At 52.9% G+C, this 26,343-nt stretch carries 21 protein-coding genes and 1 pseudogene; 12 read left to right on the forward strand and 10 right to left on the reverse strand.

Going from position 1 to position 26,343, the window contains the following annotated elements; genetic code table 11:
- Positions 1–417 precede the first annotated feature (417 nt).
- The 4 genes from ACLJRE_RS10615 (at position 418) to rluA (ending at position 7,184) form a co-directional block, all read left to right on the forward strand.
- On the forward strand, positions 418–1,038 hold the full coding sequence (locus ACLJRE_RS10615) for a YdcF family protein (protein WP_023257537.1): 621 nt from the start codon (positions 418–420) through the stop codon (positions 1,036–1,038).
- A 43-nt stretch (positions 1,039–1,081) separates the two neighbouring features.
- Positions 1,082–3,433, forward strand: a complete 2,352-nt coding sequence (polB, locus tag ACLJRE_RS10620) for a DNA polymerase II (protein ID WP_000035717.1) — start codon at positions 1,082–1,084, stop codon at positions 3,431–3,433.
- 173 nt (positions 3,434–3,606) lie between these two features.
- Positions 3,607–6,513: an RNA polymerase-associated protein RapA gene (rapA, locus tag ACLJRE_RS10625; RefSeq protein WP_001116967.1), complete on the forward strand. Its 2,907-nt coding sequence runs from the start codon at positions 3,607–3,609 to the stop codon at positions 6,511–6,513.
- Between the two features lie 11 nt (positions 6,514–6,524).
- Entirely contained in the window at positions 6,525–7,184 is a 660-nt protein-coding gene (gene rluA / locus ACLJRE_RS10630; protein WP_000525196.1) for a bifunctional tRNA pseudouridine(32) synthase/23S rRNA pseudouridine(746) synthase RluA, read from the forward strand.
- A gap of 94 nt (positions 7,185–7,278) precedes the next feature.
- On the opposite strand, the gene djlA is transcribed toward rluA, so the two are convergent.
- Complete coding sequence (gene djlA, locus ACLJRE_RS10635; RefSeq protein ID WP_001200595.1) at positions 7,279–8,091, reverse strand: co-chaperone DjlA; 813 nt, start codon at positions 8,089–8,091, stop codon at positions 7,279–7,281.
- A gap of 253 nt (positions 8,092–8,344) precedes the next feature.
- Here djlA and lptD point away from each other — a divergent pair, with 253 nt between their 5' ends.
- From lptD to apaH, 6 genes are read left to right on the forward strand one after another with little or no spacing between them, the layout of a single operon-like run.
- Positions 8,345–10,699, forward strand: a complete 2,355-nt coding sequence (gene lptD / locus ACLJRE_RS10640; protein WP_000746125.1) for an LPS assembly protein LptD — start codon at positions 8,345–8,347, stop codon at positions 10,697–10,699.
- A 53-nt stretch (positions 10,700–10,752) separates the two neighbouring features.
- Positions 10,753–12,039, forward strand: coding sequence for a peptidylprolyl isomerase SurA (surA, locus tag ACLJRE_RS10645; RefSeq protein ID WP_000800482.1), 1,287 nt, complete (start codon positions 10,753–10,755; stop codon positions 12,037–12,039).
- Positions 12,039–13,028: a 4-hydroxythreonine-4-phosphate dehydrogenase PdxA gene (pdxA, locus tag ACLJRE_RS10650; protein ID WP_000093001.1), complete on the forward strand. Its 990-nt coding sequence runs from the start codon at positions 12,039–12,041 to the stop codon at positions 13,026–13,028. Before surA ends, pdxA begins: the two co-directional genes overlap by 1 nt.
- Positions 13,025–13,846, forward strand: coding sequence for a 16S rRNA (adenine(1518)-N(6)/adenine(1519)-N(6))-dimethyltransferase RsmA (gene rsmA / locus ACLJRE_RS10655; RefSeq protein ID WP_001065402.1), 822 nt, complete (start codon positions 13,025–13,027; stop codon positions 13,844–13,846). Before pdxA ends, rsmA begins: the two co-directional genes overlap by 4 nt.
- A 2-nt stretch (positions 13,847–13,848) precedes the next feature.
- Positions 13,849–14,226 carry a Co2+/Mg2+ efflux protein ApaG gene (gene apaG, locus ACLJRE_RS10660; protein ID WP_000610894.1) on the forward strand — a complete coding sequence of 126 codons (378 nt, stop codon included), beginning with the start codon at positions 13,849–13,851 and terminating at the stop codon, positions 14,224–14,226.
- Between the two features lie 10 nt (positions 14,227–14,236).
- Positions 14,237–15,085 carry a bis(5'-nucleosyl)-tetraphosphatase (symmetrical) ApaH gene (apaH, locus tag ACLJRE_RS10665; RefSeq protein ID WP_023212448.1) on the forward strand — a complete coding sequence of 283 codons (849 nt, stop codon included), beginning with the start codon at positions 14,237–14,239 and terminating at the stop codon, positions 15,083–15,085.
- A 211-nt stretch (positions 15,086–15,296) separates the two neighbouring features.
- Here the strand turns inward: apaH and folA are convergent, their stop codons facing one another.
- The 3 genes from folA to kefF all read right to left on the reverse strand — a co-directional run bounded on the left by folA (position 15,297) and on the right by kefF (position 18,360).
- Complete coding sequence (folA, locus tag ACLJRE_RS10670) at positions 15,297–15,776, reverse strand: type 3 dihydrofolate reductase (protein ID WP_000624379.1); 480 nt, start codon at positions 15,774–15,776, stop codon at positions 15,297–15,299.
- A gap of 198 nt (positions 15,777–15,974) precedes the next feature.
- Entirely contained in the window at positions 15,975–17,837 is a 1,863-nt protein-coding gene (kefC, locus tag ACLJRE_RS10675; protein WP_000377152.1) for a glutathione-regulated potassium-efflux system protein KefC, read from the reverse strand.
- Positions 17,830–18,360: a glutathione-regulated potassium-efflux system oxidoreductase KefF gene (gene kefF, locus ACLJRE_RS10680; protein WP_000600706.1), complete on the reverse strand. Its 531-nt coding sequence runs from the start codon at positions 18,358–18,360 to the stop codon at positions 17,830–17,832. The genes kefC and kefF overlap by 8 nt, the downstream gene beginning before the upstream one ends.
- Positions 18,361–18,480: 120 nt before the next feature.
- Between kefF and ACLJRE_RS10685 the strand changes: the two are divergent.
- Positions 18,481–18,561, forward strand: a pseudogene (locus ACLJRE_RS10685) (hypothetical protein); the annotation flags it as partial.
- Positions 18,562–18,911: 350 nt separating this feature from the next.
- Here the strand turns inward: ACLJRE_RS10685 and ACLJRE_RS10690 are convergent.
- Positions 18,912–20,801, reverse strand: a complete 1,890-nt coding sequence (locus ACLJRE_RS10690) for a sulfatase-like hydrolase/transferase (protein WP_000066315.1) — start codon at positions 20,799–20,801, stop codon at positions 18,912–18,914.
- A gap of 897 nt (positions 20,802–21,698) precedes the next feature.
- Between ACLJRE_RS10690 and srfN the strand changes: the two genes are divergently transcribed.
- Complete coding sequence (srfN, locus tag ACLJRE_RS10695) at positions 21,699–21,989, forward strand: DUF1471 family virulence protein SrfN (protein WP_000745957.1); 291 nt, start codon at positions 21,699–21,701, stop codon at positions 21,987–21,989.
- A 223-nt stretch (positions 21,990–22,212) separates the two neighbouring features.
- On the opposite strand, the gene ACLJRE_RS10700 is transcribed toward srfN, so the two are convergent.
- The 5 genes from ACLJRE_RS10700 to ACLJRE_RS10720 form a co-directional block, all read right to left on the reverse strand.
- Positions 22,213–22,629 (reverse strand): hypothetical protein, encoded by a 417-nt coding sequence (locus ACLJRE_RS10700; RefSeq protein ID WP_000767274.1) that lies wholly within the window; start codon positions 22,627–22,629, stop codon positions 22,213–22,215.
- 299 nt (positions 22,630–22,928) lie between these two features.
- Positions 22,929–23,159 (reverse strand): YgdI/YgdR family lipoprotein, encoded by a 231-nt coding sequence (locus tag ACLJRE_RS10705; RefSeq protein ID WP_001172089.1) that lies wholly within the window; start codon positions 23,157–23,159, stop codon positions 22,929–22,931.
- Positions 23,160–23,247: 88 nt separating this feature from the next.
- Complete coding sequence (locus tag ACLJRE_RS10710) at positions 23,248–24,588, reverse strand: MFS transporter (RefSeq protein WP_001136169.1); 1,341 nt, start codon at positions 24,586–24,588, stop codon at positions 23,248–23,250.
- 147 nt (positions 24,589–24,735) lie between these two features.
- Positions 24,736–25,023 carry a ferredoxin-like protein FixX gene (gene fixX, locus ACLJRE_RS10715; RefSeq protein WP_000203736.1) on the reverse strand — a complete coding sequence of 96 codons (288 nt, stop codon included), beginning with the start codon at positions 25,021–25,023 and terminating at the stop codon, positions 24,736–24,738.
- The gene (locus tag ACLJRE_RS10720) at positions 25,020–26,306 is read right to left on the reverse strand and encodes an FAD-dependent oxidoreductase (RefSeq protein ID WP_023212450.1); all 1,287 of its coding nucleotides are present in this window, start codon (positions 26,304–26,306) and stop codon (positions 25,020–25,022) included. The genes fixX and ACLJRE_RS10720 overlap by 4 nt, the downstream gene beginning before the upstream one ends.
- Positions 26,307–26,343 lie beyond the last annotated feature (37 nt).

Consider the following 26,343-nt stretch of genomic DNA (forward strand, 5'->3'; position numbering starts at 1 on the left):
GTTCCCGACGAATTCGCACTGTAATCCATTTTTATTTAACCATAGCGGCCAATTGGAATATTATATTTCTACCTGACGGTGCGGATGTTTCAAATAAAATTCTTACACTTTTCATTAATTAAAACAAACAAAAAATATCGCTTTTTTGTTAATCCGAGAAATAAGTAACAAATTCGAGCAAGCACTATTCTGAAAAATACTTAATGTATGGAAACAGACTTGACACAAAACAGCCAACCTATGGATAAAAATTGTAAATAAACATGATTCAAAATTAGCAGTTATAGGATAATTATATCAGCTGTCTACACCGACATCATTATATTGATAAATACACGTCAGCAAAAATATCTGACGCTAAAAGTTCTTTTATCGTTAAAATATTCATTACACCCGTCACGGGGAACGAACTCATTCATGAAATATCGCTACATCACCAGAATCGCGGCAGGCATAATTCTCATTATGGCCACGGTGTTTATCAATAACGCTATCGCTATTTATCAGTTCAGTCAGCAAGACCAGACGCGCGTAGCTGACTGCGCGATTGTCGCAGGAGCAGGCGTTAGCGGAAAAACGCCTTCTCCCGTTTTTCAGGCCAGACTGGATCATGCCATCTGGCTTTACCAACAACACATTGTCCGCGCGTTGGTATTAACCGGCGGCTACGGCGCTGGCGCAACGGTTTCCGACGCGGCGATAGCCCGTCAATACGTTCTGGAAAAAGGCATTCCGGCTAAGGCGATTTTTATTGAAGAGCGCTCTACCGTGACGCGCGAAAATATTCGTTACGCAAAACAGATACAGCGGCAACAACAATGGCGCACAGCGTTACTGGTCAGCGATCCGCTGCATATGCTGCGTCTGAAAACTATCGCTCAGGATAATGGTATCGATAGCCGCTCATCACCCACGCGATCCACCCGCTATAAATCCTGGTGGGCGAAAACCCGCTTCTTACTGCGAGAAACTTTTTATTACAACGGATATCGGCTTTTACGTTATATGCCTGTACAAAATAACAGTATTACCCCCTAAAACAGGTTATAATTAGCGTGAATTTTTTAGACAGGTAATCATCGTGGCGCAGGCAGGTTTCATTTTAACCCGGCACTGGCGGGATACGCCGCAAGGAACGGAGGTCTCTTTCTGGCTGGCGACAGACAACGGCCCTGTGCAGGCGACGCTGGCGCCGCAAGAGTCCGTGGCGTTTATTCCGACCAGCCAGACCTCCCGCGCCGCCTCGCTGCTACAGGCGGAAAAAGACTATCGCCTGACGCCGCTCCAGCTGCGAGACTTTCATCGTCAGCCGGTCTCCGGTCTGTATTGCCGTACTCACCGCCAGCTTATGCGGATGGAGAAACTGCTGCGCGAAAACGGCGTCACCGTTTATGAAGCGGATGTACGCCCGCCGGAACGTTACCTGATGGAGCGTTTTATTACGTCGCCCGTTTGGGTAGACGGCGAGATGCGCAACGGCGTTATCCGCAATGCGCGTCTTAAACCCCACCCCGACTATCGACCGCCGCTAAAATGGGTCTCGCTGGATATCGAAACCACGCGACACGGCGAACTGTATTGCATTGGTCTGGAAGGCTGCGGCCAGCGTACCGTTTATATGCTGGGCCCGGCGAATGGCGATGACCGCCAACTGGACTTCGAGCTTGTGTATGTCGCCAGCCGCCCGCAGCTGCTGGAAAAACTCAACGCCTGGTTTGCCGAACATGATCCCGACGTCATCATCGGCTGGAACGTGGTGCAGTTCGACCTGCGTATGCTGCAAAAACATGCCGAACGCTACCGTATCCCTTTACGGCTGGGGCGAGACAATAGCGAACTGGAGTGGCGCGAACATGGCTTCAAAAACGGCGTTTTTTTCGCCCAGGCCAGAGGGCGAGTCATTATCGATGGTATCGACGCGCTTAAATCCGCGTTCTGGAATTTTTCGTCTTTTTCGCTGGAAGCCGTCTCGCAGGAACTGCTCGGCGAAGGAAAATCCATTGATAATCCCTGGGATCGTATGGATGAGATCGATCGCCGCTTTGCCCAGGATAAACCCGCCCTCGCCACCTACAACCTGAAAGACTGCGAGCTGGTCACGCGCATTTTCCATAAAACCGAGATCATGCCGTTTTTGCTGGAACGCGCGACGATCAACGGCCTGCCGGTCGATCGCCACGGCGGTTCGGTCGCCGCATTTGGGCATCTTTACTTTCCGCGAATGCACCGCGCCGGCTATGTCGCGCCCAATCTCGGCGAAGTGCCGCCGCTGGCAAGTCCCGGCGGCTACGTAATGGATTCACAACCCGGATTATACGATTCAGTACTGGTGCTGGATTATAAAAGCCTGTACCCGTCGATTATCCGCACGTTTTTGATTGATCCCGTCGGGCTGGTCGAAGGCATGGCGCAGCCGGATCCGGAACACAGTACCGAAGGTTTCCTTGACGCCTGGTTTTCACGAGAAAAGCACTGCCTGCCGGAAATTGTTAGCCAAATCTGGCACGGGCGCGATGAAGCCAAACGTCAGGGTAATAAACCGCTCTCGCAGGCGCTTAAAATCATTATGAACGCCTTTTATGGCGTACTCGGCACCACGGCCTGTCGCTTTTTCGATCCCCGTCTGGCGTCGTCAATCACCATGCGCGGCCATGCGATTATGCGCCAGACCAAAGCGCTGATTGAGGCGCAGGGTTATAACGTAATTTATGGCGATACCGATTCCACTTTCGTCTGGCTCCGGCGCGCGCATTCAGAAGCCGACGCGGCGGAAATCGGGCACAGGCTGGTGCGTCACGTGAACGAATGGTGGGCGCAGACGTTACAACAGCAAAATTTGACCAGCGCGCTGGAGCTGGAGTTTGAAACCCACTTTTGCCGTTTTCTGATGCCGACCATCCGCGGCGCGGATACTGGCAGTAAAAAACGCTACGCGGGCCTGATTCAGGAAGGCGACAGTCAGCGCATGGTATTTAAAGGTCTGGAAACGGTGCGGACCGACTGGACGCCGCTGGCGCAGCGCTTTCAACAGGAGCTGTATCTGCGCGTTTTTCGCAATGAACCTTATCAAGACTATGTGCGCGAGACTATTGATAAACTGATGGCGGGCGAACTGGACGCGCAGCTGGTTTATCGCAAGCGTCTGCGTCGCCCTTTACATGAGTACCAACGTAACATCCCGCCGCACGTTCGCGCCGCCCGGTTGGCGGATGAACAAAACCTGAAGCGGGGTCGTCCGGCGCAGTATCAGAATCGCGGCGCCATAAAATATGTCTGGACTGTTAACGGCCCCGAGCCCGTGGATTACCAGCAGTCGCCGCTGGATTACGAACACTATCTTACCCGCCAGCTACAACCCGTGGCGGAAGGAATTCTTCCCTTCGTTGAAGATAATTTTGCTACACTACTGACCGGGCAACTGGGGCTATTTTGACGCGTGACGAAAGCGCCGCCTTCCAGTACCATAGCGCCCTTTCCATTCCTGGACCTAATTAACGCCACTACCACATTAGCCTGGTAGCGGGGTCGTATACTCGCAATTATCCAGTGCTGTCGCCTGGGAATGGCGAGTAATGCCTGCAATTAAAGATATAGAGCCGAACACATATGCCTTTTACACTTGGTCAACGCTGGATCAGCGATACAGAAAGCGAGCTGGGACTTGGAACCGTTGTTGCGATGGATGCGCGAACCGTCACCTTACTTTTCCCGTCCACGGGGGAAAACCGCCTGTATGCGCGTAGTGATTCTCCCGTGACCCGCGTCATGTTCAACCCTGGCGATACGATTACAAGCCATGAAGGCTGGCAGCTACATATCGATGAAGTAAAAGAAGAAAATGGCCTGCTTGTTTATGTCGGCACCCGCCTGGATACCGAAGAGACCAATGTGACGCTGCGCGAAGTTCTGCTCGACAGCAAGTTGGTTTTCAGTAAGCCCCAGGATCGTCTGTTCGCCGGTCAAATCGATCGAATGGATCGGTTCGCGCTGCGCTATCGCGCCCGTAAATTTCAGAGCGAGCAGTACCGGATGCCATACAGCGGCCTGCGTGGTCAGCGGACCAACCTGATCCCGCATCAGCTTAATATCGCTCATGATGTGGGTCGTCGCCACGCGCCGCGCGTACTGCTGGCGGATGAAGTGGGCTTAGGTAAAACCATTGAAGCCGGGATGATTCTGCATCAACAGTTATTATCCGGCGCGGCGGAACGCGTATTGATCATCGTTCCGGAAACCCTGCAACACCAGTGGCTGGTAGAAATGCTGCGCCGTTTCAACCTGCGCTTCGCGCTGTTCGATGACGAACGCTATACCGAAGCGCAGCACGACGCGTATAACCCGTTTGAAACCGAACAACTGGTGATCTGCTCGCTGGATTTCGCCCGCCGTAATAAGCAGCGTCTGGAACATTTGTGCGACGCCGAGTGGGATTTGCTGGTGGTCGACGAAGCGCATCATCTGGTGTGGAGTACCGATGCGCCGAGCCGTGAATATATGGCCATCGAACAGTTAGCTGAACGCGTACCGGGCGTGCTGCTGCTGACCGCCACGCCAGAACAACTGGGGATGGAAAGCCATTTCGCCCGTCTGCGCCTGCTCGATCCGAACCGTTTCCACGATTTCGAACAGTTTGTCGAAGAACAGAAAAACTACCGCCCTGTCGCCGATGCGGTGGCCATGCTGCTGGCGGGCAATAAACTCAGCAACGACGAACTGAACAGGCTGGGCGATCTGATCGGCGAACAGGATATTGAACCGCTGTTGCAGGCCGCTAATAGCGATCGCGACGACGCGCAGGCCGCCCGTGATGAGCTGGTGTCGATGCTGATGGATCGCCACGGCACCAGCCGCGTTCTGTTCCGCAACACCCGTAACGGCGTCAAGGGGTTCCCGAAACGTGAACTGCATACGGTAAAACTACCGCTGCCGACCCAGTATCAGACCGCCATTAAGGTCTCCGGCATTATGGGCGCGCGTAAGAGCGCGGAAGATCGCGCCCGCGATATGCTCTATCCGGAACAAATTTATCAGGAGTTCGAAGGCGATACCGGCACCTGGTGGAACTTCGACCCACGCGTTGAGTGGCTAATGGGCTATCTGACCAGCCATCGTTCGCAAAAAGTGCTGGTGATCTGCGCTAAGGCGACCACCGCGTTACAGCTGGAGCAGGTGCTGCGCGAACGCGAAGGCATCCGCGCCGCCGTGTTCCATGAGGGCATGTCGATTATCGAACGCGACCGCGCCGCCGCCTGGTTCGCCGAAGAAGATACCGGCGCGCAGGTGCTGTTATGTTCTGAAATCGGCTCCGAAGGACGTAACTTCCAGTTTGCCAGCAATCTGGTGATGTTCGACTTGCCGTTTAACCCGGATCTGCTGGAACAGCGTATTGGTCGTCTGGATCGTATCGGCCAGGCGCATGATATCCAGATCCACGTCCCGTACCTGGAAAAAACCGCCCAGTCGGTGCTGGTTCGCTGGTATCACGAAGGGCTGGACGCCTTTGAGCACACCTGCCCGACCGGTCGCGCGATTTATGATTCAGCCTACGCCAGTCTGATTAACTATCTGGCCGCGCCTGAAGAAACCGACGGGTTTGACGATCTGATCAAATCCTGCCGCGAGCAACATGAAGCGCTAAAAGCCCAGTTAGAACAGGGCCGCGACCGCCTGCTGGAGATCCACTCCAACGGCGGAGAAAAAGCCCAACAGCTCGCACAAAGCATTGAAGAACAGGACGACGACACCAACCTGATCGCGTTCGCCATGAACCTGTTCGATATCGTCGGCATTAACCAGGACGATCGCGGCGACAACCTGATCGTGCTGACGCCGTCCGACCACATGTTGGTGCCGGATTTCCCCGGCCTGCCGGAAGACGGCTGTACTATCACGTTTGAACGTGACGTAGCCCTGTCTCGCGAAGATGCGCAGTTTATTACCTGGGAACATCCGCTCATCCGTAACGGACTGGATCTGATCCTCTCCGGCGATACCGGCAGCAGCACCATTTCGCTGTTGAAAAATAAAGCGCTGCCCGTCGGCACGCTGCTGGTCGAACTGGTTTACGTCGTGGAAGCGCAGGCGCCGAAACAGCTACAACTGAACCGCTTCCTGCCGCCGACGCCGGTACGTATGCTGTTAGATAAAAACGGCAACAATCTGGCCGCCCAGGTCGAGTTTGAAACCTTCAACCGTCAGCTCAGCGCCGTGAATCGCCACACCGGCAGCAAACTGGTGAACGCCGTGCAACAGGACGTCCACGCCATTTTGCAACTGGGCGAGACGCAGATTGAAAAGTCCGCCAGAGCGCTGATTGATAACGCGCGTCGCGAGGCGGATGAAAAACTGTCCGGGGAACTGTCGCGTCTGGAAGCGCTGCGCACCGTCAACCCGAACATTCGCGACGACGAACTTGCCGCTATCGACAGTAACCGTCAGCAGGTGCTGGAAAGCCTGAATCAGGCAGGCTGGCGTCTGGACGCGCTGCGTCTTATCGTCGTCACGCACCAATAACGGAGCCGTACATGGGGATGGAAAACTACAATCCGCCGCAGGAACCCTGGCTGGTTATCCTGTATCAGGATGAGCACATTATGGTGGTCAATAAGCCCAGCGGCCTGTTGTCCGTGCCGGGGCGTCTGGAAGCGCACAAAGACAGCATTATGACGCGTATCCAGCGCGACTACCCGCAGGCAGAGTCGGTGCATCGTCTGGATATGGCCACCAGCGGCGTGATTGTAGTGGCGCTGACCAAAGCCGCGGAGCGGGAGCTAAAACGCCAGTTCCGCGAACGTGAGCCGAAAAAGCAGTATGTGGCGCGCGTATGGGGGCATCCCTCCCCGGCGGAAGGACTGGTCGACTTACCGCTCATCTGCGACTGGCCGAACCGGCCAAAGCAGAAAGTGTGTTATGAAACCGGCAAACCGGCGCAAACGGAATATAACGTGGTGGAGTTTGCGGCGGATAATACCGCCCGCGTGGTGCTAAAACCGATCACCGGACGTTCGCATCAGCTTCGTGTGCATATGCTGGCGTTAGGCCACCCGATTTTAGGCGATCGGTTTTACGCCTCGCCGGAAGCGTTGTCGCTGGCGCCGCGTTTGCAGTTACACGCCGAAATGCTGACCATTACCCATCCCGCTTACGGTAACAGCATGACGTTTAAAGTCCCGGCAGATTTTTAAATTCTGAGCCAATTTATGCCGGGGCGCTTCGCTTGCCCGGCCTACATTCATTAACGTAGGCCGGATAAGGCGCTAGTCGCATCCGGCAATTCAATCACTTGAAGCCTTTCTGTTCTTTGATTAGCTCATACGCTTTCTGAATTTCCTGCGCTTTTTGCTTCGCCATTTCCATCATTTCCGGCGGCAAACCTTTGGCCACCAGCTTATCGGGATGATGCTCGCTCATCAGTTTGCGATAAGCGCGTTTAATGGTGGTTGCATCGTCGGTGGTTTTAACCCCCAGCACATTACAGGCATCTTCCAGCGTCGGGCCGCGCTGCGCCTGCTGCCAGCCGCCGCCGGACTGTTGATGATAACCGCCGCCAAACTGCGCGCCGCCCTGCATCATGCGCAGAAACTGATCGAACTGTACGCGGGAAATACCTAGCTCTTCCGCAATCACATACAGCACTTCCCGCTCATTAGGGTGTAGCGAGCCATCGGCAAACGCCGCCTGGATCTGAATTTCCAGAAACATCCGGATCAGATCAAAACGCCCGAAGCAGACGCTACGAAACTGCCGCATCTTTTCACGTAATGGGTAATTATCCGCTTTTCCGACCCGAAAGGCGTTCTGCGCGGCTGTACGTGAATCGCCGTGTAAATTCATACGATCCATCAACTGACTGGCGATATGAATATCCGCTTCCGTCACCCGTCCTTTTGATTTGGTTAAGTGGCCCATCACCTCAAAGGTGGTGGCAAAAAACAGCGCCTGCCGTTCCCGCTGGTTGGCAAACCACGCCATTTTTCGGCTGCGGGCTTTGTCGAACATATGGCCCACCAGCAGACCCAGGACCACGCCCCAAAAGCCGCCGCCCATCATCAGGGCTACGGCGACGCCAATTATCTTTCCCCAGTACTGCATAGACTCCCCAAAACGTTACGCTATCGGTGAGGCTATCTCCCACAAAATAAGGTGCTTTTCTGCGAATGAAGGCTACGGTCAATTGTGGGACATCGCCTATAATTTGCATTATCATACCTGTCATTCAATGCCGTGCCTAACACCACAGACGCTAAACGGCAGGATTAACACTGGCGCAGCGAAGATGAGTAAGTTAGGCTGTGACCGTTTGTCACGCGCAACGCTACCGATGATGGAACAATAAATACAACGTATGAAAAAACGTATTCCCACTCTTCTGGCCACCATGATCGCCAGCGCCCTTTATAGTCATCAGGGGCTGGCAGCCGATCTCGCCTCACAGTGTATGTTGGGCGTGCCGAGCTACGATCGTCCTCTGGTAAAAGGCGATACCAACGATCTGCCGGTTACTATCAATGCCGATAACGCTAAAGGTAACTACCCGGACGATGCCGTTTTTACCGGCAACGTGGACATTATGCAGGGGAATAGCCGCCTGCAAGCGGATGAAGTGCAGCTTCATCAGAAGCAGGCGGAAGGTCAGCCGGAACCTGTACGCACCGTCGATGCGCTGGGTAATGTGCATTATGATGACAATCAGGTCATCCTTAAAGGGCCGAAGGGCTGGGCAAACCTGAACACCAAAGACACGAACGTCTGGGAAGGCGATTACCAGATGGTGGGCCGTCAGGGACGCGGTAAAGCCGATCTCATGAAGCAGCGCGGCGAAAACCGCTATACCATTCTGGAAAACGGCAGCTTTACCTCCTGTCTGCCTGGCTCCGATACCTGGAGCGTGGTGGGGAGTGAAGTCATCCATGACCGTGAAGAACAGGTTGCGGAGATCTGGAACGCCCGGTTTAAAGTAGGTCCGGTTCCGATCTTTTATAGCCCCTATTTACAGCTCCCCGTCGGTGACAAACGTCGCTCAGGTTTCCTGATCCCGAACGCGAAATACACGACCAAGAACTATTTCGAGTTCTACTTACCGTATTACTGGAACATCGCGCCCAATATGGACGCCACCATCACCCCGCACTATATGCACCGCCGCGGCAATATTATGTGGGAGAACGAATTCCGTTATCTCACGCAGGCAGGCGCCGGGTTGATGGAATTAGATTATCTGCCTTCTGATAAAGTCTACGAGGACGAACATCCCAAAGAGGGCGATAAGCACCGCTGGTTATTCTACTGGCAGCACTCAGGCGTGATGGATCAGGTGTGGCGTTTTAACGTCGATTACACCAAAGTCAGCGACTCCAGCTATTTTAATGATTTCGACAGTAAGTACGGTTCCAGTACCGACGGCTACGCAACGCAGAAATTCAGCGTCGGCTACGCCGTACAAAACTTTGACGCTACGGTGTCGACCAAGCAATTCCAGGTGTTTAACGATCAGAACACCAGCAGCTACTCTGCGGAGCCGCAGTTAGACGTTAACTACTACTATAACGATCTCGGGCCGTTTGATACCCGGATTTACGGCCAGGCGGTACATTTCGTCAACACCAAAGACAATATGCCGGAAGCGACCCGCGTCCACCTGGAGCCAACCATCAATTTGCCGCTCTCCAACCGCTGGGGCAGCCTGAACACCGAAGCGAAGCTGATGGCGACGCACTATCAGCAAACGAATCTGGACTGGTACAACGCCAATAACAGCAAAAAACTGGAAGATTCGGTTAACCGCGTCATGCCACAGTTTAAAGTCGACGGTAAGCTCGTCTTCGAACGCGATATGGCGATGCTGGCGCCGGGGTATACCCAGACGCTGGAACCACGCGTGCAGTACCTGTATGTGCCGTACCGCGACCAGAGCGGCATCTATAACTACGATTCTTCTTTGCTGCAATCCGACTATAACGGCCTGTTCCGCGACCGCACTTATGGTGGTCTCGACCGTATTGCTTCCGCCAACCAGGTCACGACCGGCGTCACAACACGCGTTTATGATGATGCCGCCGTTGAACGTTTTAACGTTTCTGTTGGTCAAATCTACTATTTCACGGAGTCTCGCACCGGCGATGACAACATTAAATGGGAGAATGACGATAAAACCGGTTCGCTGGTTTGGGCAGGCGACACTTACTGGCGTATTTCAGAACGCTGGGGGCTGCGTAGCGGAGTGCAGTACGATACCCGTCTGGATAGCGTCGCTACCAGCAGCAGCAGCCTCGAATACCGTCGGGATCAGGATCGTCTGGTACAGTTGAACTACCGCTATGCCAGCCCGGAATATATTCAGGCTACGTTGCCTTCGTATTATTCCACGGCAGAGCAGTATAAAAACGGCATCAACCAGGTGGGCGCGGTGGCAAGTTGGCCGATTGCCGATCGCTGGTCGATTGTCGGCGCGTACTACTTCGATACCAATTCGAGCAAACCTGCAGACCAGATGCTCGGCTTGCAGTACAACTCTTGCTGCTATGCGATCCGCGTCGGATACGAACGTAAGCTGAACGGTTGGGATAACGATAAACAACACGCGATTTATGATAACGCGATTGGCTTCAACATTGAGCTGCGCGGTTTGAGCTCTAACTACGGCCTCGGCACGCAAGAAATGTTGCGTTCGAACATTCTGCCGTACCAAAGCTCTATGTAATCTGATTGATTTACAACGTAATCCGCATTGCGGTTAATTGAAATGGAAAAAGTATGAAGAACTGGAAAACGCTGCTTCTCGGTATCGCCATGATCGCGAATACCAGTTTCGCTGCCCCCCAGGTAGTCGATAAAGTCGCAGCCGTCGTCAATAATGGCGTCGTGCTGGAAAGCGACGTTGATGGCTTAATGCAATCAGTCAAACTCAACGCGGGTCAGGCAGGTCAGCAGCTTCCGGACGACGCCACGCTGCGTCACCAGATCCTGGAACGTTTGATTATGGATCAAATTATCCTGCAGATGGGTCAGAAGATGGGGGTGAAGATCACGGATGAGCAGTTGGATCAGGCCATCGCCAACATCGCCAAACAAAACAATATGACGATGGATCAGATGCGCAGCCGTCTGGCTTACGATGGGCTGAACTATTCAACCTACCGTAACCAGATTCGTAAAGAGATGATTATCTCTGAAGTGCGCAACAATGAGGTTCGTCGCCGTATCACCGTTTTGCCGCAAGAAGTTGACGCGCTGGCAAAACAGATTGGCACCCAAAACGACGCCAGCACCGAGCTGAACCTGAGCCATATCCTGATTGCTCTGCCGGAAAACCCAACCTCCGAGCAGGTTAACGACGCGCAGCGCCAGGCGGAAAGCATTGTTGAAGAAGCGCGTAACGGCGCAGATTTCGGCAAACTGGCGATTACCTACTCTGCCGACCAGCAGGCGCTAAAAGGCGGTCAGATGGGCTGGGGCCGTATCCAGGAGCTGCCGGGGATTTTCGCCCAGGCGCTGAGCACCGCGAAGAAAGGCGACATTGTCGGCCCGATTCGCTCCGGCGTCGGTTTCCACATTCTGAAAGTAAACGACCTGCGCGGTCAGAGCCAGAGTATCTCCGTGACCGAAGTTCACGCTCGTCATATTCTGCTTAAGCCGTCGCCGATCATGAACGATCAGCAGGCGCGCCTGAAGCTGGAAGAAATCGCGGCTGACATTAAGAGTGGTAAAACCACCTTTGCCGCTGCGGCGAAAGAGTACTCTCAGGACCCGGGCTCCGCTAACCAGGGCGGTGATTTGGGTTGGGCTACGCCAGATATTTTCGATCCGGCGTTCCGCGACGCGCTGACGAAGCTGCATAAAGGCCAAATAAGCGCGCCGGTACACTCCTCTTTCGGCTGGCATCTGATCGAATTGCTGGATACGCGTAAGGTAGACAAAACCGATGCGGCGCAGAAAGATCGCGCTTATCGTATGCTGATGAACCGTAAGTTCTCAGAAGAAGCGGCGACCTGGATGCAAGAACAGCGCGCCAGCGCTTACGTTAAGATTTTGAGTAACTAATGAGCAGTGCGCAACGCGTTGTTATCACTCCCGGCGAACCCGCCGGGATTGGCCCCGATCTTGTCGTCCAACTGGCGCAACGCGCGTGGCCGATTGAACTGGTCGTCTGTGCGGACGGCGCGCTCCTGACGGAGCGGGCCGCCATGCTCGGCCTGCCCCTCTCGCTTCTCCCTTACTCGCCTGATGTCCCCGCTGCGCCGCAGCCCGCGGGAACGCTGACCCTATTGCCGGTCTCGCTGCGCGCACCTGCCATCCCCGGTCAGTTGACGGTAGAAAATGGCCCCTATGTGGTAGAGACGCTGGCGCGAGCGTGTGATGGCTGTCTGAACGGTGAATTTGCCGCGCTGATCACAGGCCCCGTGCACAAAGGCGTTATTAACGACGCAGGCATTCCGTTTACCGGTCATACCGAGTTTTTCGAAGAGCGTTCGCAGGCGAAAAAAGTCGTGATGATGCTGGCAACCGAAGAACTTCGCGTGGCGCTGGCGACCACGCATCTGCCGCTACGGGCGATTGCAGACGCCATCACCCCTGCGCTTTTGCACGAAGTGATTGCTATTTTGCATCACGATTTGCGGACCAAATTTGGTATTGCCGAACCGCGCATTCTTGTCTGTGGCCTGAATCCGCACGCGGGCGAAGGCGGTCATATGGGCACGGAAGAGATAGACACCATCATTCCGGTGCTCGACGAGCTGCGGGCGCAGGGGATGAAACTCAACGGGCCGCTACCTGCTGATACGCTGTTTCAGCCCAAATATCTCGATAATGCCGACGCGGTGCTGGCGATGTACCACGATCAGGGCCTGCCCGTGCTAAAATACCAGGGATTCGGTCGGGGAGTGAATATTACGCTCGGCCTACCTTTTATTCGAACCTCCGTTGACCACGGCACCGCGCTTGAACTGGCGGGCCGTGGAAAAGCGGATGTCGGCAGTTTTATTACGGCGCTTAATCTCGCCATCAAAATGATTGTTAATACCCAATGAATAATCGAGTCCATCAGGGCCATTTAGCCCGTAAACGCTTCGGGCAAAACTTTCTCAACGATCGGTTTGTGATCGACAGTATTGTTTCTGCTATTAATCCGCAAAAAGGCCAGGCGATGGTTGAAATCGGCCCCGGTCTGGCGGCGCTGACGGAGCCGGTCGGCGAACGACTGGATAAGCTCACGGTCATTGAACTTGACCGCGATCTGGCGGCGCGTTTGCAAACCCATCCGTTCTTAGGGCCGAAGCTGACTATTTATCAGCAGGACGCCATGACCATGAACTTTGGCGAGCTGTCTACGCAGTTGGGCCAACCGCTGCGTGTGTTCGGCAATCTGCCCTATAATATCTCCACCCCGCTGATGTTCCATCTCTTTAGCTATACTGATGCCATTGCCGACATGCACTTTATGTTGCAAAAAGAAGTGGTAAATCGTCTGGTTGCAGGGCCGAACAGCAAAGCGTATGGTCGTTTAAGCGTAATGGCGCAATATTACTGTCAGGTGATCCCTGTGCTTGAAGTGCCGCCATCCGCCTTCACGCCGCCGCCCAAAGTGGACTCCGCCGTGGTGCGTCTGGTTCCACACGCAACAATGCCTTACCCGGTTAAAGATATTCGCGTGTTGAGCCGTATTACCACCGAGGCCTTTAACCAGCGCCGTAAAACGATCCGTAACAGTCTCGGCAATCTTTTTAGCGTTGAGACGTTGACGGAAATGGGTATTGACCCGGCAATGCGCGCGGAAAATATCTCTGTCGCGCAGTACTGCCAGATGGCCAATTATCTGTCGGAAAACGCGCCTTTGAAGGAGAGTTAAACATGATCAATTCGCCCAGAGTGTGTATTCAGGTGCAAAGCGTCTACATTGAGGCGCAATCCTCACCTGACGATGAACGTTACGTTTTTGCCTATACCGTAACCATCCGCAATCTGGGCCGGGCGCCAGTGCAGCTATTGGGCCGCTACTGGCTGATTACCAATGGTCATGGCCGTGAAACCGAAGTCCAGGGCGAAGGTGTGGTTGGCGTCCAGCCGCGCATTGCGCCTGGCGAAGAGTATCAGTACACCAGCGGCGCGGTAATTGAAACGCCGCTTGGCACCATGCAGGGTCATTACGAAATGATCGATGAAAATGGCGACGCCTTTACCATCGACATTCCCGTGTTTCGACTCGCCGTCCCTACACTCATTCACTAAAATTATAACAATGGCAACTTATCTCATCGGCGACGTTCACGGTTGCTACGACGAACTGATCGCCTTATTACAGCAAGTGGAATTTACGCCAGACACAGACACTCTGTGGCTGACTGGCGATTTGGTCGCCCGCGGTCCCGGTTCGCTGGACGTGTTACGCTACGTCAAATCGCTTGGCAATAGCGTGCGTTTGGTGCTGGGGAATCACGATTTACACCTGTTGGCCGTATTCGCCGGGATTAGCCGCAACAAACCTAAAGACCGGCTGACCCCGCTTCTTGAAGCGCCGGACGCCGATGAGCTGTTGAATTGGTTACGCCGTCAGCCGCTGTTGCAGGTAGATGAAGAGAAAAAGCTGGTCATGGCGCATGCGGGTATTACCCCGCAGTGGGATTTGCAGACGGCAAAAGAGTGCGCCCGCGATGTTGAAGCGGTGCTGTCGAGCGACTCGTACCCCTTTTTCCTCGACGCGATGTATGGCGATATGCCAAATAACTGGTCGCCGGAGTTAAGCGGTCTGGCGCGGCTACGCTTTATTACTAATGCCTTTACCCGTATGCGTTACTGCTTTCCTAACGGTCAACTGGATATGTACAGTAAAGCGTCGCCGGAAAATGCCCCTGCGCCGCTGAAGCCGTGGTTCGCCATTCCGGGGCCGGTGAGCGAGGCTTACAGTATTGCGTTCGGGCACTGGGCGTCGCTGGAAGGGAAAGGGACGCCGGAAGGTATTTACGCGCTGGATACCGGCTGCTGCTGGGGCGGGGAGTTGACCTGTTTATGCTGGGAAGATAAACAGTATTTTGTGCAGCCGTCAAACCGCCAGATGGATATGGGCGAAGGCGAAGCGGTCAACGCCTGATAGGTTTATGCCTGATGGCGCTACGCTTATCAGGCCTACATCTGGCTCAAGAATTGGTTTATGCCTGATGACGCTACGCTTTTCAGGCCTACATCTGGCTCAAGGATTGGTTTATGCCTGATGGCACTACGCTTCTCAGGCCTACATCTGTCTACATCTGGCTCAAGAGTAGGCCGGATAAGGCGTTTCGCCGCCATCCGGCACTACAGTATTAACGACGTTCCAGAATCTCGAAACAATAGCTGTGAGAATTCTGCGCGTCGGCATCGTGAAACTCACTGAATACCGATTCCCAGTCATCCGGTTCATAATCCGGAAAATGGGTATCGCCTTCGACTTCCGCATCAATATGCGTCAGATAAAGCTTCTGCGCCTTTGGCAGGAACTGCTCGTACACGCGCCCGCCGCCAATGACCATAATTTCCGGCGCATCGCCGCAAGCGGCAATCGCCTCATCGACAGACTTCACCCACTGCACGCGATCGTCGGTGCCCGGCTGGCTGCTGATAACAATATTTTTACGTCCCGGTAAGGGGCGTCCGATGGATTCCCAGGTGTGACGTCCCATAACGACAGGTTTATTTAACGTGTTACGTTTAAACCAGGCGAGATCGGCAGGCAGGTTCCACGGCATGGCGTTTTCCATACCGATGACGCGATCCACCGCTAACGCCGCAATCAGACTGATCATTAATTATTTCCTGATACAAAAAAAATTGCCGCCACTATACGTAAAGCGCAATCTTTCGTCGACTGACGAAAAGAGGATGAGCACGAAAATTTTTCGTTCTGCTGGCGACGCCACTCATTTGATGTGGAGCGCCAGCATTACAGTAGTTCAAAAACAGCCAATTAGCAGTAAAGTTTGCAGAACATCACATTTTTTACTTTAGATTGACGGTTTGACCTCGGGTTCATCAGCGGCCTCCCCGGAATGTTTGCCCCCAGCCGTTCCCTGCCAGCCGTGGCGCTGAATCAACGACAGATGCTCCCGGTCCTCGGTAATAATTTCGCTCAACATCGCGCTGGTACGTTTATAGGCGGCGGCGCGAGATAACGGATCGTTTTCCCCTTTCGCCATATCTTCCACCATCCGGGTATTAAAATGGCGGAACAGATCCGCGCGCTCGCGGGCTTCATAACGCCCCAGCCCCAGCGCTTCCAGCGCCTGTCGCCCGCTTTTGAGCGCGCCTTCGAAGGTTTCACGTTCGGGCATCGCCACACCTGCCTGGCGCAGGCGGATGTAATGATCGACATCACGGGCGCGGGCGATAATCTGCAGATGCGGGAAATGCGACCTCACCAGTTCACTCAGTTGCAAATTGGTTTGCGGATCGTCAATGGCGTTAATCAATACCTCCGCCTTCGCCGCTCCGGCAGATTCCAGCAAATCCATACGCGTCGCGTCGCCATAAAAAACCTTCATGCCGAATTTACGCAGCGTTTCGATATGATCGGGATCGTGATCGAGCACCACCATCTTCACCCCGCTCGACAGCAGCAAACGCCCGGCTATCTGCCCAAATCGTCCAAACCCGGCCACAATAACCCGCGGCTGCTCTTCGTCGATTTCATCCGCCTCGCGCGCTTCACCCGTCGCGGTCTTCTCCATGCGCGTCAGCAGCACCAGAAAAATCGGCGTTGCCGCCATCGACAGCGCGACCGCCAGCGTCAGCGCTTTTGCCCATTCCGGCTCAAGTACACCCGCCATTTGCGCCGCGCCAAAAACCACAAACGCAAACTCACTTCCCTGGCCTAATAAGACGGCAAACCAGCGACGCTGTTTTGCCGGTACACCCAGGGGCCTCGCGACCAGCCACAGCATGACGATTTTGATTGCCAGAAAACCGGCCAGCAACAGCAGAATGCGCAGCGGATTCTCCACCAGCGTGCCGAAATCAATCGACATGCCGACGCCAATAAAGAACAGCCCCAGCAGCAACCCCTTAAAGGGTTCAATATCGCTTTCCAGCGCATGACGATATTCCGAACTCGCCAGCAGAACGCCCGCCAGGAACGCGCCCATCGCCATTGACAGCCCAACCTCTTCCAGCAACAGGCCGAAACCAAACACCAGAAATAGCGCCACGGCGCTGAACACTTCCCGCAAACCAGAACGCGCGACAAAGCGCAGCGCCGGGCGCGTGACGTAGCGTCCCAGCAGCACCACCAGCGCCAACGCGCCTGCGACTTTCAACGCCGATAGCGCAAACGCGCCAAGCGTGGTGGATGCGCCGCTGGCGGCCAGCAGCGGAATCATCGCCACCAGCGGGATCGCCGCGATATCCTGGAACAAGAGCACTGCGAATGCGCTACGTCCTACTTGTGAAACGGTCAGGTTACGCTCATTCATTGCCTGCATGGCGATAGCCGTGGACGAAAGCGCCAGCGTCATGCCAATCAGTTCCGCCACCTGCCAACGCAGGCCAAGAAACATACAGAACAGACCAATCAGTCCGCCGCAGACCACCATCTGTAACGCGCCGCCGCCAAATACCGAGGCGCGCAGCTTCCATAACCGTTGCGGGTCCAGCTCAAGCCCAATAACAAACAACATCAGCACGACGCCGATTTCCGCAAAATGCAGAATAGATTCGGCGTCCGTCACCAGCCGTAGTCCCCAGGGGCCGATAATACACCCCGCAATCAGATACCCCAGCACCGCTCCTAAGCCCAAACGTACCGCAATCGGCACAATCAACGCCGCCGAACCAAGATAGATCAGCGCCTGCAGTAGAGTATGGCTATCCATGATTCACCTCCTGCCATGCCAGTAAACGCTGTTTATACTGACGCGCCTGCGCCTGTAAGGTGTCATCATCACAAATGAACGTGCAGTGCATGGCAAACGGCGGCAGCCATTTGAGGCCGCAATAGAGCGCCGTCGCCTGTAGCGGCTGAGAAAGGACGTCAAATCCCGGATGGGAGCCGATAGCAAAGTGATTTTCACCGCCGCCGGTCGTTACCGCCCACAGCAGATGTTTACCGTGTAATGCCGTACCGCCATGACCGTAAGCCCAGCCGTGGGTGAGGACTTTATCCATCCATAATTTGAGTAAAGGAGGGACGCTGTACCACTGCATCGGATGCTGCCAGACGATAAGACTCGCGCGCGACAGCGCCTCCTGCTCGGCGGCAACGTCAATATTGAAATCGGGATAGAGGTGATAAAGCGAACGTATTTCGACGTTTTCCAGCGTCCCTGCCTGTTCAAGCATCCGTTTATTCGCATGAGAATGATGCGGATACGGATGCGCATAAATAATGAGGATCATGATTAGCCTGTGATGATCTGTTTTTTATTACAAAGTGTAGTGACAAATTCGCCAGGCTAATAGTGAATATTATTGAGCGGCTAACCAGAAAAAATTGAATTAACGCCAGCAAGGGTTGACGCCATCCTGCCCCCGGAAGACGCTCTCGAAGGGCCGCAGGCGTTTGCGGAAAAGCGCGATCCGGTGTGGAAAGGTCGGTGATGATAGCAGCCTTAAATCGCTGACCAATCGGTTTAAGGCCTTCTTGTCGGGCGGCGCTGCGCTAAATTTGCCTGTAATGACTGTAATATCAATCCATTACATGATGACACAGGCCCAATAAGCGCAGCGCCAACAGCATCTGAACCTCCAGACACGCTGGATGCCAGATCGCCGACGCATAAATTAACCTAATGGGTCAGGTACTTAGAGCCTGGCCCACCAGGCGTAATTGTTGAAGCCAGTTTGGGGCCGACCAGCGCGCAGAAACCGGAGCGTACACGTAGTACGTGAGGATTTTGAGCACTGCCCGGTCCCAAAATGGCGAATAAAATAGCCTAATGGCCAGGCTCTTAATCTTTCGCCATGCGGTTAAACTGCTCAATAGTAAGATCCCACGGCTCATGGGCCGCATCCGGCATAAAACTGCCGTCATCCACGCCAATTTCGTCCTTGATAATTTTATTCAGTTTTTCATTCATCGTAAGAATGAGATCCTGATATTTCTGTTTATCAGCAGCAAGGTTATGGTTCTCATCGGGATCATTTTTAAGATCGTAAAGTTCAAGATCGTTGTACTTAATAAGATCCTCCCAGGTTTCCGGCGTATTATGCTCCCTTAGCGAGAAATAGCGTGCAAACTTATAACGGCCATCGTTAATCATCCGCGTCCCTGAACGATGGCTGAAATCAGGATGCAAATGGGATATTTCCTGCTTGATTTGCGCCACCGTTTTTTGTTTATCCCTTTGTAGCGCGATAACGCGGTGGAGATAATGGGCATCGGTATACAAGATCATGCCATAGCAATATAAGCTGGCATTTCTCACCGCATTAACCGCAACGCCCTCTGGGTTTTTTAGCAATCCGCTAAAATTAACGCCTTTGCGGTTGCCTAACGCCTGGTGCTGTTTTTCTTCCGGCAAACCGGTCAGCCCAACTAATGTCGGCGCGATATCAAGATGACAGGTCAACGCCTGACATTTCTTATTACCGGGGTACGCCGGGTGGGAAATAATCATCGGTACATGGATCTGTTCTTTATAAACGGAAGCGCCTTTACCGTGCATCTGATGGCTTCCGCCTAATTCGCCATGATCGGCAGTAAATACAACAATCGTTTTATCAGTTAACTTGAGGGCATCAAGTTCATTTAATATCCGGTCAAGGTGAGTATCACAATCGCGGATACAGTTGAAATAGTAGTCAAGCAGTTTACGCCAACGACGATCTTCATCAGGAAACTGCCCTTCCAGCGCAGCGCGCGCCGTCTGGTATTCAAGATGCGCCGGCGGTCTTCCCTGCTCATTGAATGATTGATGCCTGTTTGCCGGCAGCGGATAGTTCGGCCAGCTTGCCTGATAAAGCTCGTTTTCCGGCGGCTGCGTGGGCGCCAGGGTATTATCATCCTGATCCAACTCGCCACGCCACTGTACCTTTTCTCCCTCTTTATCGGTATCAATAAACATGACGTCATGAGGATTAACGAGGTTAACGGCCAAGAACCAGGGCTTGTGTTGGTCATTCAAGGGCTGCCCCTTGCATCTTAACCAATTTATAGTCTGAGCCGTGGTGGTTGAATCATAAAAATAGCCGCCTTTACTATGGCCTATAATATCGCCGATGCCGTGATAGTCAGCAAAACCATATTTTTCCATAATTTTATGTAATTCTGGTTCAGGAATATCCCCGACATCAATATCCTCATCTTTTTCGTCAGGCAAAGGCTTCTCCAGTTTTTCTGTAAGATGCCACTTACCTTTATAGGCCGTATAGTATCCCAGTTCCCGCATCATATGGCCTGTGGTTCCAAGAGCGGGGTCAAGGTCATAAGGCATCCAGGGTAAGCCCAGATTATCAAACATTTTTGTCTGGGGCATATGTAAGCCGGTATACAATACGGAGCGGGAAGGCGTACAGACATTACTGGTATTCTGATGATTACAGAATGTCACCCCCGTTTTCATGAGCCGCTCTCTGCCGGGTACCGGGAAAGGAAACGTAGGAAAAAAACGCTCCTGGTCGGTCACGACTAACAGAATATTATATCCTTCTGGCAATTTTTCCGGGATTTCGCCGGTAAACGGTTTATCCCACGCCGGTTTCGCCTTGACGGCGCATTTTTCATCAGCCTTTACCGCGCCGGATAACATACCGCCTGCGGCAAGAATACCGGCACTGGTTAACAGTTTCCTACGCGTAAGATCCGTCTCTTCTGCGGACAGATTTTTTTTATTACTCATATTATTATACCTGTAGTCAGTAACTTTATCACATATTCATTTATTACTGTACGAGGAAGCGTGGATATGTATCAATGCCTTCCGGGTAAGAATATGTGTTATAAATTGATTTGTATTTCAAATTAGAAATATATTAATAAATAACCATAATTCACTGAAAAATTATTTAGATGAAAAGTTCATTTTTTTTATTTTAGAGATACAACTGCAGACATTACTTCATAAAAAAATACATTATTAAACATACTCTATAGCTCTGTGTTCGCGCCTTTTCCCTTCAGCTACGGTGATTACCCTATGCCGCTACAATAAAATCCCCCCGAAAGAAACACTATCAGTAACAGGCCGCGTAACCATAGACATACAACCGGTAATATCACTCTGGGAAATTAAAACATAACTCAATTCTGTTATGTTGCTTATGAATAAAACTAGCGTATTGCCGCGTGATTCAATAAAAATTACGCCATTAAAAGAAATAATATAAAAACTATTATTTACAGGGGGTTAAGTTTCTTTTTAGCTGGCAGTGCATTATTTTACATTGACAACAACATAAAGAGGTGACTATAACAAGATATAAGACGGTCACACCAAATAAGGCTATTTTCAGATAATCAACCGAGGTTATTACCCAAAATAATTCGAGTTGCTTAAAGGCGGCAAGGGAGTGAGTCCCCAGGAGCATAGATAATTATGTGACTGAGGTGAGCGACAAATCTGCCGGGAGCAGATTTGAATGTCGCGTGCGACGGCCCGTCAGGGCGAGGCCCATAGGTGGGCCGAGTAATCCGTAGCCAACCCATAAGCAACCTGAAGTATGAAGGGTATAAATAATTTCGTTACGGATTACTGATATTGCGCAAACCTTATCATCAATGCAACAGGAACAGAACTATGAAAAAACGCATTATTGCCGCCGCATTACTGGCAACGGTTGCTTCATTCAGCACACTTGCGGCAGAGCAGGTCTCTAAGCAAGAAATCAGCCACTTCAAACTGGTTAAGGTCGGCACCATAAATGTGTCCCAGAGTGGCGGGCAGATTTCCTCACCCTCTGATCTACGCGAAAAACTGTCAGCATTAGCCGATGCGAAAGGCGGAAAATATTACCATATTATCGCTGCACGTGAGCATGGTCCGAATTTTGAAGCCGTTGCCGAAGTTTATAACGATGCGACGAAATAAAGCTCTGATTGCGCCATAACGAGGGCACAGGCATGAAATAATAAGAGAGCGCCAGCAAGGTGCCATGTTACGTCACAATCCACTCAGGGCCGTCTGGAAACAGATGCTGGCCCTCTTTTTTATCAACAGTTCATCCGGGGCAGGCAAGCCGTTGGAATGGGCGCGCGCAGACAGTAAGCCCTTCGAGAGTAAGACGGTTTTGCGGGCTGTTTTAAGATAATATTTAGTGCGCTTTTACTTGCCTGAACCAGTAATTTTCCATTTTCGTTATCCATTTCCCCTTTTTATTTTTCGGTATTACGCCAGCCCACAGTAATTGCAGCTGTCGGTTATAGGTTCCAATAGCGTGTCCACCATACGCCCCTTCAAATGCTATCACCATGGGTCCCTGCCCTTTTACCCCCTCTTGTCCTTCATGACAATAAAGCGCGTTGCGGTGAGTCACGTCAAGTTCATACTGCACGTTCAGTTTCACACATTTTTCCCCGCAGCCTTCTACTGGCGGCAATATTGTCATGGTATAAGGCGGGTTATCTGCCGTGGTTTTCCATGTTCCGATCAGGTCTTTGCAGGCGTTTATCTCCGTAGCCCCGGAGGCGGCAGAAAATAGCGCGAGCAAATAAAAAGGTATTAGTTTCAGTTTCATTACAGACTCCTGTTCCTTATACCTCATCATTTATACCTAATCATAAGGATAAATGCCCTGCGATATGTTTTTTTCCGGGAAATGTTGAGCCGCTGTTCAGAGAAATGTCGATGAGTGTAACCTCATGTAAGCGGACAGCGCGGTGGGGAAAGCGGGAACACGGGCGAATGGTCTAACGTATTTCGACGTTTTCCGGCGTCCCTGCCTGTTCAGGCATCCATTTATTCGCATGGGAATAAATGGATGCGCATAAAGAGAGAATATTATTGAGCGGCTAATCAGAAAAAATTGAATTAATTATCCAGCTCGCTCATATTTTTCAGCTGATCGCGGTTAATCTGTTCGGTTTTCCCGGTGGCGGCGTTTTTGTAAGACACCATACCGGTATCGTTATCGACCTCGGGTTTCCCGTCGGTGACAATAGTTTTGCCATCCGTGGTTTCAACCGCCTGGTTAGAAGAGCATCCTGCGACGGTGAATAGTGTTGCTGCGGTAAACAGTGCGGTCATAAGACGTTTTTGCATGGTGTTCTCCCTGCTTTTCAGTTGTTTTAGCATGTGACTGTTAACTGTAGCGTTATTGGCGAAAAGTAGGGAGAAATGCAGAACACTCTTAACGAGGGTTATCCGATGGCGTTCCGCGCAAAGTCATGTTTCCGGTCTGTGTTAGCGTCAAGCCGCGAGTTTCCGGGGCAAACATCACCGATACGCCAAGCCCGACTAACGAAATCAACGCGCCAATCAGCATGACGTTATTAATGCCGTAACGAGTAATAAAAATCGGTAATGCCCAGGTGGAGACAATGGTTCCGATGCGGCTTAATGACATGATGACCCCCACGGCCGAAGCGCGAATATCCGTCGGGAAGAGTTCATTAGGATAAAGCCATTGCAGTATGCCCGGCCCGCCGGAAAAGAAGGCGTATACCGCAAACGCCACCACGACCAGTATGATGCCCAGATTTGACACCAGCCCCAGCAGCGCCAGCGCGATAGTCATCATGGCGAAGCTGCCAATAAGCAGAGGGCGACGGCCAATACTGTTTAGCCAGAACATCGCCGGTATACAGCCCAGCATAAAAAAGAGGCTAATCACCACATTGCCGAGCGCCGCGTTGCGCCCCTGCTCCCAGCCGAGTAACCCGACGATCTGCGGCCCAAAGGTATAGATAGCGAACATCGGGATTACCTGACAGGTCCAGATAGCCGCAACGAACAGTACAAACGGGAAATGACGGCGATTAAACAGTTGCAGGAAGCGGGTCTCCTGCGGCGGCTCATCGTCAAAGCAGACCGGTTCGCCGAACAGTTTGATCATCATTTGTTCGCACTCTTTTACCCGTCCTTTTCGCAATAGCCAGCGTGGCGATTCCGGCAGATCAAAGCGGCCAATCAAAATGATTAAGCACGGGATAAAGGCGCTGCCAAGCATCCAGCGCCAGCCGCCTTCCATGTCATACAGCCAGTAACCCACCAGGTTGGCGCAGGTCGCGCCGACGTACCACATCGCGGCGATAAAACCGATGGAGAACGCACGCTGGCGGGTGTTGGAAAACTCCGTAATCATGGAAGTGGCGATAGGGTAATCCGCGCCGATAACAATGCCAATTAAAACGCGCATCACCAGCAATTCAAGCGGCGTGGAAACAAACATGGTCGCCACGGAGATAACGCCGATAGCGATAATATCAAGCAGGAACATTTTACGCCGCCCGACTTTATCGCAAATATAGCCAAACAACGAGGTGCCGATAAACAGTCCGGCAAGCGTAGCCGCGCCGAGCGCGCCAATCCATTCAGCATCAAGGTGCAATAGCGGCGTCAGTTGTTCCAGCGCCACGCCAATGATCACCAGCACGTAGCCATCAAGGAACGGGCCGCCGCTTCCCCACAGCATAATTCTGCGATGGATGGAGGAGAATTTAAGGTCGTCAAAGTTCCTGGGCTGCGGCATGGTGATGTCCTGTTTCAACACGGGCAAAGCGTCATCTGTAGGCCGGATAAGGCGTTTCCGCCGCCATCCGGCATTGGCGCCACATGATTGCCGGATGGCGACGCTACCGCATCTTATCCGGCCAACGGGGGCACAACTTCGTACTTATTAGCCGTAGCGGAACTCCACGCCAAACGTCCCGCGCGGGTATTCCCATTTTTCCAGCGCCGTATCAAGGCCGAGGATCCGGCACGTTCCGCACTCCAGGCACCCGGCGTAATCAAAACGAACGCTACCGTCGTCCTGCTTTTTATACAGTCCCGCCGGACAGGCCTTAATCAGCACCTCCAGCGCCTGTTTATCAGGATCGGTTTTGAGAATGATGTGCGGGCTATCTTCATCCACATTGAACTTATTGACGCCCAGTTTGACGTCCACATTGACGGGAGATGTCATAATACGGTCACTCCTTTCAGGCCATCTTTCATCAGGTTGATGAGGCCCACTTTCTTCGCATGGCGCAGGATTTTTTTACGCATGGGCACCGGAGCGGAGCCATCCACGGTGAACAGGTCACGCGCGATATTGACCGCCATTTCGGGATAGGCGGTAAACATGCGGGGATTATCAAGAAAAGCTGGTAGTTTCTGATACATGCGCATATCGCGCATCGGACCTTCGTCCAGATGCTGACGGTATTCCCCCAGCGATTGCTTGCTAAAATCGTCGCGCTTCATCGCCGAAAGCACCGTCTTCGCCGCCGCTTCGCCTGCGGATATGGCGAGATCCATACCCCGGATGGTAAAGCCGAGGTTCATACACATGCCGGCAGCATCCCCGGCAATCAGTACGCCATCGCCCACCAGTTCAGGCTGCATATTCATTCCCGCCTCGGGTACAACGTGTGCGGCATATTCCACCAGCTTGCCACCGGCGATCAGCGGCGCAACTGCCGGATGCTGTTTGAAATCTTCCAGCATTTGCGGGACCGATTTTTTCGCGTCTTTCAGATGATGAAGTCCACAGACCAGCCCCAGGGAAAGGGTTGTTTCATTCGTATACAGGAAGCCACCGCCCATCAGACCATCGGTCGGCGCTCCGGCAAACAGACAGGCGGCACCTTCGTTGCCCTGTAACTGGAAACGATCTTCAATGACCGACTTCGGCAATTCGATCAGTTCCTTCACGCCGACAGCAACATGCGATGCCTCAACGCGTTTGGCCATGCCCAGCTTTTCAGCCAGCAGAGAATTCACCCCGTCAGCGAGGATTACGACTTTGGCTTCCAGAATATCGCCATCGGCTTCCACGCCCACGACGTTGCCATCACGCTGAACGACGTTATCGACGCGAATACCGGTGATCAGTTGCGCCCCCGCCTCTTCGGCCTGCTCCATCAGCCAGGCGTCAAATTTACTGCGCAAAACGGAATAAGAAACCTGCGACGATGCGGCGTCCTCGCCGTTGCAATAATCCATCGTCATCGCCCCTTTGTCGGTCATAAAGGCGAGTTTTTCGTGGGTGATCATGCGTTCAATGGGGGCCTGATCCGCAAAGCCGGGAATGATGCGTTCCAGGCTATGTGCATACAAGCGCCCACCGGTGACATTCTTCGCGCCAGCAGAATTGCCGCGCTCGATAACCAGCACCTGTGCACCTTCGCGAGCAAGCACCAGCGCCGCAACCGAACCGGCCAGACCTGCACCCACGATGATGGCATCAAAGATATCTTCGGACATACGTACTCCTGTCAGCGGCAGGATACCTTCGCATCCT

The sequence above is a fragment of the Salmonella sp. SAL04157 genome (genome assembly GCF_046551635.1).
Taxonomy (GTDB): domain Bacteria; phylum Pseudomonadota; class Gammaproteobacteria; order Enterobacterales; family Enterobacteriaceae; genus Salmonella; species Salmonella enterica.

Coding starts and splice junctions, on each gene's coding strand:
- ACLJRE_RS10710 (WP_001136169.1), bottom strand. CDS start 24,588: ATGCCGCAGCCCAGGAACTTTGACGACCTTAAATTCTCCTCCATCCAT.
- ACLJRE_RS10705 (WP_001172089.1), bottom strand. CDS start 23,159: ATGCAAAAACGTCTTATGACCGCACTGTTTACCGCAGCAACACTATTC.
- kefC (WP_000377152.1), bottom strand. CDS start 17,837: ATGGATAGCCATACTCTACTGCAGGCGCTGATCTATCTTGGTTCGGCG.
- surA (WP_000800482.1), top strand. CDS start 10,753: ATGAAGAACTGGAAAACGCTGCTTCTCGGTATCGCCATGATCGCGAAT.
- srfN (WP_000745957.1), top strand. CDS start 21,699: ATGAAAAAACGCATTATTGCCGCCGCATTACTGGCAACGGTTGCTTCA.
- djlA (WP_001200595.1), bottom strand. CDS start 8,091: ATGCAGTACTGGGGAAAGATAATTGGCGTCGCCGTAGCCCTGATGATG.
- rluA (WP_000525196.1), top strand. CDS start 6,525: ATGGGGATGGAAAACTACAATCCGCCGCAGGAACCCTGGCTGGTTATC.
- rsmA (WP_001065402.1), top strand. CDS start 13,025: ATGAATAATCGAGTCCATCAGGGCCATTTAGCCCGTAAACGCTTCGGG.
- kefF (WP_000600706.1), bottom strand. CDS start 18,360: ATGATCCTCATTATTTATGCGCATCCGTATCCGCATCATTCTCATGCG.
- folA (WP_000624379.1), bottom strand. CDS start 15,776: ATGATCAGTCTGATTGCGGCGTTAGCGGTGGATCGCGTCATCGGTATG.
- rapA (WP_001116967.1), top strand. CDS start 3,607: ATGCCTTTTACACTTGGTCAACGCTGGATCAGCGATACAGAAAGCGAG.
- ACLJRE_RS10690 (WP_000066315.1), bottom strand. CDS start 20,801: ATGAGTAATAAAAAAAATCTGTCCGCAGAAGAGACGGATCTTACGCGT.
- lptD (WP_000746125.1), top strand. CDS start 8,345: ATGAAAAAACGTATTCCCACTCTTCTGGCCACCATGATCGCCAGCGCC.
- ACLJRE_RS10720 (WP_023212450.1), bottom strand. CDS start 26,306: ATGTCCGAAGATATCTTTGATGCCATCATCGTGGGTGCAGGTCTGGCC.
- apaH (WP_023212448.1), top strand. CDS start 14,237: ATGGCAACTTATCTCATCGGCGACGTTCACGGTTGCTACGACGAACTG.
- pdxA (WP_000093001.1), top strand. CDS start 12,039: ATGAGCAGTGCGCAACGCGTTGTTATCACTCCCGGCGAACCCGCCGGG.
- ACLJRE_RS10615 (WP_023257537.1), top strand. CDS start 418: ATGAAATATCGCTACATCACCAGAATCGCGGCAGGCATAATTCTCATT.
- fixX (WP_000203736.1), bottom strand. CDS start 25,023: ATGACATCTCCCGTCAATGTGGACGTCAAACTGGGCGTCAATAAGTTC.
- apaG (WP_000610894.1), top strand. CDS start 13,849: ATGATCAATTCGCCCAGAGTGTGTATTCAGGTGCAAAGCGTCTACATT.